This window comes from Verrucomicrobiota bacterium, from assembly GCA_037139415.1.
Classification (GTDB): Bacteria; Verrucomicrobiota; Verrucomicrobiia; order Limisphaerales; family Fontisphaeraceae; genus JBAXGN01.
In genome coordinates, this window is the sequence record JBAXGN010000345.1 from 1 (window position 1) to 2720 (window position 2720).

General features: G+C 57.0%; 2 protein-coding genes. Both read right to left on the minus strand.

Annotated features, from left to right (window positions below; all coding sequences use genetic code 11):
• Positions 1-103 precede the first annotated feature (103 nt).
• Positions 104-1735: a sialate O-acetylesterase gene (locus tag WCO56_29455; GenBank protein MEI7733728.1), complete on the minus strand. Its 1632-nt coding sequence runs from the start codon at positions 1733-1735 to the stop codon at positions 104-106.
• Between the two features lie 119 nt (positions 1736-1854).
• Complete coding sequence (locus tag WCO56_29460; protein ID MEI7733729.1) at positions 1855-2598, minus strand: DUF1559 domain-containing protein; 744 nt, start codon at positions 2596-2598, stop codon at positions 1855-1857.
• Positions 2599-2720: the final 122 nt, after the last annotated feature.

The following is a 2720-nucleotide window of genomic DNA, read 5'->3' on the forward strand; positions in this document are numbered from 1 at the left end:
CAAAAAACCCAGTAAATACGCTGTATTTGCCTTACCCCTTCGGATTGAGGGACTCCAATCCCCCACTGGATTGGGCGGCGGCGGCGGGGGGCGGTGCTCCAGCCTATTTTGCGGCTGGCGCTGCGGTCGGCTTGGGCTTGGTGGTCATTTCAAAATCATCGGTGCGGAAGGGCGTCACCGGCAATCCGTCCTTGCTGGCCAGGTTGCACACCGGGTTATCCGCCCAGGCATAACGCACGGCCACCGGCTTGGGGACTTGCTCGCAAGAAACCTCAACTTTATCATTGCCCTGAATCACGCCTTTGGCCCAGCGCCATACCTTATCCTCGCCACAAACGGCAAAACCAATCGCCTCATTCACATCAAACGGCCGCAGGCTGCTGCCGAAACAATCGAACGTGATGAGCGCTTTATTGCCGTTGAACTCGACCGTCTTGAATTCCGGGCTGCGATAGGGGAATTTCATCCCGTAATCCTTGACCAATGCCCAGCGTACCAACCGCGAGGCCACACTGTATTTGTTTTTTGGATGAATGTCTTTGCCTTCGCCCAGATCAATAATAACGGCTTGGCCGGTGTTGGGGAGTTTCATGGTCTTGGTTTGCGTTTCCCGCAACTCTGCCCAAGCACTTTCAGCCGGCTCCGGCTTCTCGGACATGAAATCCGCGAGCTGCACCCAGTAGAACGGAAAATCGCCTTGGTTCCACTCTTTGCGCCATTGCTCGATCATGAAGGGGAACAATTCAAGGTGCTCATAAGCCCGCCCGGCGTTCGATTCGCCCTGGTACCAGATGACGCCTTTGATGCCGTAGCCCAGGGTGGGATACATCACGCCGCAGAAAATATTACCGGGCCGGGCGTTGCCATTCAGCCAGTCTCGCGGAGACCGGGGCTGGCGCGGGGGTGTCTTGCTCTCCGCCTTTGCCTTGGCCGCGTTTTCTTTCCATTTGGCCAGTTGCACTTCGTAATCCGCTTTGGCCTTGTCGGTTTGCATCAGCGCTTCATTTTTCACCGTGTTTTCCATCAGCAGCTTGAAACGGGGATCCTTTTCCAGTGATTCACGGCGCACCCAAGCCTCGGCGGCGGAACCGCCCCACGCATTATCAATCAAGCCGACGGGTATACCCAGAATCCGGTGCAGATATCGGCCATAGAAGAAACCCACCGCGCTGAATCCGATGGCTGATTCCGCCGTCGAAGCCTTCCATTGGCCTTTGAAATCCTTCTGCAGTTCCTGCGTGCCGACCTGGGGCACCTTGATGAGACGGAGTTGCGGTAGATTTGAGGCGGCGGCTTCAATGTCGCCATTCCAATCCCCGCCCAGCGTGAAGCCCATGTTCGATTGGCCCGAGCACATCCACACCTCGCCCACCAGCACATCTTCAATCACCTTCTTCTCGCTGCCGGTAATGGTCAGCGTCTGCGGGGTCGCATTGGCGGAGATGGGGTCCAGCTTCACGGTCCACTTACCGTCCTGGCCAGCCTGGGCGGACTTGGTCTGGTCGCCGAACGTCACCGTGACGGTGGCACCCGGCGTGTCCCAACCCCAGATGGGATTGGCCTGCTTCTGTTGCAGCACCATGTGGTCGCTGATGATGGCGGGCAACTTCAATTCCGCGCGTAGTCCCGGCACCAGTGCGAAGCTCAATGCCAGCAACAAAGCCAGCTTGCCTGCGTGCGAACCAGCATCGTTAAATGCTCTGGCCACCAGTAACTTCAAAGGAGTGTTATTCATAGTTTTCCTGATGCTAAGAAATCGGAAGGGGGAGTCGAGCTAAAAATACAACCAGTCTCCACACCGCATTGATACACGCCTCAATGATTAATCTTGCCCTTTGGGGATGCAGGCAGGTGTTACGGTACCACGACCGGAACGTCCCGGTAAGGATCGCGGATGGCCCACAGGTTTTTGGGCGCAAGACTGAGCCCGCACCGCAGCCAGCGGGCGCCGCCATCGGCAAACAGGTAATCAGCGCCGCCACTCCGGGTCTGTCCGGCTCCCTGACCATGGCGGGTCTGGTCAATCACCCGGAGATCATCGAGGCTGATCATGTCCACGTAGAAATCCGATTCGTCCGGGTTTTTCTCTCCGATAGTGATGGTGTCCGAGGGATAAATGAACTCGGATTCGTTCATCTCCACGAGGGTGGGAAACGGTGGCGAGGCGTTCATGAGATAGTCATCCCAGCCGTTCATGATATAACTGCGGGGCATGGCATCGGGCCGCAAGTTGTAAGCCTGGGCCAGGGTGGCTGACAGGGGATCGGGTTTATCGGTGGCACACAGCAGCAGGCGGAAGTCCTGATAATAATTTGCCATGAGATTCGGCCAGCGATTCGTCATCCGGTTGGGCGGCAACATGCCAATGTTATCATCCCCATACATCACCAGGGCGGTGCCGAGTTGCTTCAGGTTATTCAGGCATTGAGTGCGGCGCGCCATCTCCTTGGCGCGCGCCAGGGCTGGCAGCAGCAGCCCGGCCAGGATGGCGATGATGGCGATGACGACCAGCAGTTCGATCAGCGTAAAGGCGCACCGTCCCCGCGGTCGCGGGATATCCGGGACCAATCTCTCTGGCCGTGAATTTGAACCAGGCATACAACGGATGCTGATCCTGTCTGTGTACCAGCCAAACACCAGTCTGTCAAACCACCAGTGCCCCTAAAATATGGCTGATTTTTCATTTAGGTAACCATGAGGAATGGCAGACGGTTACAAGC

Bases quoted from the DNA above. Each gene is read 5' to 3' on its own strand.
- WCO56_29455 (MEI7733728.1), bottom strand. From the start codon at position 1,735: ATGAATAACACTCCTTTGAAGTTACTGGTGGCCAGAGCATTTAACGAT.
- WCO56_29460 (MEI7733729.1), bottom strand. From the start codon at position 2,598: ATGCCTGGTTCAAATTCACGGCCAGAGAGATTGGTCCCGGATATCCCG.